This is a genomic window from Halorubrum sp. AJ67 (assembly GCF_000513435.1).
This window is the reverse complement of the sequence record NZ_CBVY010000019.1, coordinates 42,660-44,380: the sequence shown is the minus strand read 5'-3', so window position 1 is coordinate 44,380 and position 1,721 is coordinate 42,660. Positions and strand designations below refer to the sequence as shown.

Genomic DNA, 1,721 nt, shown 5'->3' with positions numbered 1-1,721 from the left:
CGCGTCGCCGTCGGCGACGAACAGCGCCGTGTCGGTGCCGACGGCGTTCGCGCCGGCGACGTCGGCGTCGACGTTGTCGCCGACCGCGAGCGCCTCGGTCGGTCGGTAGTCGAGTTCGGCGAGCGCGGTCGTGAACGGGAGCGCGCTCGGCTTCTCGCGGCCGACCTCCTCGGAGGTGACGAGCAGGTCGATCCGGTCGTCGATCCCCAAGTGCGCGAGCTTGCGCAGCTGGACCCGCGTCGTGAGGTTGGTCACGACCGCAACGTCGGTCCCCGCCGCCCCGAGGGCGTCGAAGACGGTCTCGACTCCCTCACAGAGCGCCATCTCGTCGAGGAACCGTCCCAGTAGCGTCGCCGGCCGCCAGCGCGCCCGCGACGTCCGGCTCGCCCGCGTGCCGGTACAGGCCGCGCTTGAAGTAGACGTGCCGGTCGTGGGACGCGGCGGTGGTGCGCGTCTCGCGTTTCGCCTCGCGGCGGCCGACCGCGTACAGGTCGTCGAACGCGTCGCGGTCCAGTTCGTACCCGCGCTCGCGGAGGGCGTCGAGCGCGGCCCGCTTGCCCGCCTCGTTACACGGGGCGTACGGGTACAGGGTGTTGTCGAGGTCGAAAAGCACCGCCTCGTAGCTCATGGACGCACTCGGCGGGGCACCGACTTAAACGTGATTCGACGCGGCGACCGGGATCCTCGGCGGATGGGTTCCGTCGCCCGGCTACTGCTCGTTCATCGCCTCGCTGGCGATGTTGCGGCCGCGGGAGTTGAGCGCGACCTCCCGGCGGATCCGGACCTCCTCGACCACTTCGAGCTCGACCAACCGCTCGAACGTCTCCTCGACGTCGTCGACGTCCATCCCGAGGAACGAGGGGATCTCGAACGGCGAGACGCCGGAGTACAGCGCCATCAACACCTCTCGGTCGCGACTGGAGAGGTCGACGTTCGTCGACGAGCGCTCCTCGCCCTTGCGGAGCCACGACTCGACGAACCGCATCCGGTTCGGGTCGCCCGCGACGTGGGTCTCGATGCTCGTCCCCTCGTCGTCGGTGTGTGACACCTCGATGACGGGCTTCTTATCGCCGTTGACGGTGCGTTTCGCGGCGTCGAGCCCGCTGATGTCGTCGAGGTCGAACTTCACGAAGACGCCGCGCTCCAAGGCGGCGTTGAGACCGTTCTCGTCGATCTTCACGCGGGCCTGCTCCCACTCGGTGTCTTGGACGACGCCGCCCTCGATCGCGGGGTGTTTCGCCATCACGGTCTTCTGGTCGAGCAACGCGCGGTAGACGTCGCGCTCGAACGACTCGTGGTCGGAGGCCGCGACGAGAAGCACCTGCTCGCCCAGATCGAAGCTCACGTAGTTCGAGACGCGCGCGACCGTCTGGTTCGCGTCGTGGCGACCGCCGAGCCGCTCCAGCTTCGACAGGGGGACCGTCCGCTTCCCGTCGTTGCCGGCGAGGATCAGCCGCCGGTTCGAGAGGAGGACCCGTCCGGGGGTCCAAGAGACGTCGCTCACCTTCCGCCCCTCGCGGACCGCGACCGCGAACTTCGCTTGGGTGTCGGTGATCTTGTACTCGCTGTCCTCCTGAGACATTTACGGACCACCCGCCTTGAGCTTCGAGACCGCCGAGAACACGCGCTTTCTGACGGCCTGACTGTCGTCGTCGGCGTACTCTTCGAGGCGGTTCAGCGTCTCCTGTCCGCCGATCTGTCCGAGGACGAACACGGCCTTC

At 68.4% G+C, this 1,721-nt stretch carries 2 protein-coding genes and 1 pseudogene; all 3 read right to left on the bottom strand.

What is annotated here, in order from left to right; translation table 11 throughout:
- Positions 1 to 628 (bottom strand): annotated as a pseudogene (locus tag BN903_RS18485) (HAD family hydrolase); the annotation flags it as partial.
- 81 nt (positions 629 to 709) lie between these two features.
- Positions 710 to 1,582, bottom strand: coding sequence for a CheF family chemotaxis protein (locus tag BN903_RS13035; RefSeq protein ID WP_048078144.1), 873 nt, complete (start codon positions 1,580 to 1,582; stop codon positions 710 to 712).
- The coding region (locus tag BN903_RS16965; protein WP_195155809.1) for a HEAT repeat domain-containing protein at positions 1,583 to 1,721 on the bottom strand (139 nt) is incomplete at its 5' end.

What these genes read in the sequence shown, in the direction of transcription:
- BN903_RS13035 (WP_048078144.1), bottom strand. Translation starts at nt 1,582, where the DNA reads ATGTCTCAGGAGGACAGCGAGTACAAGATCACCGACACCCAAGCGAAG.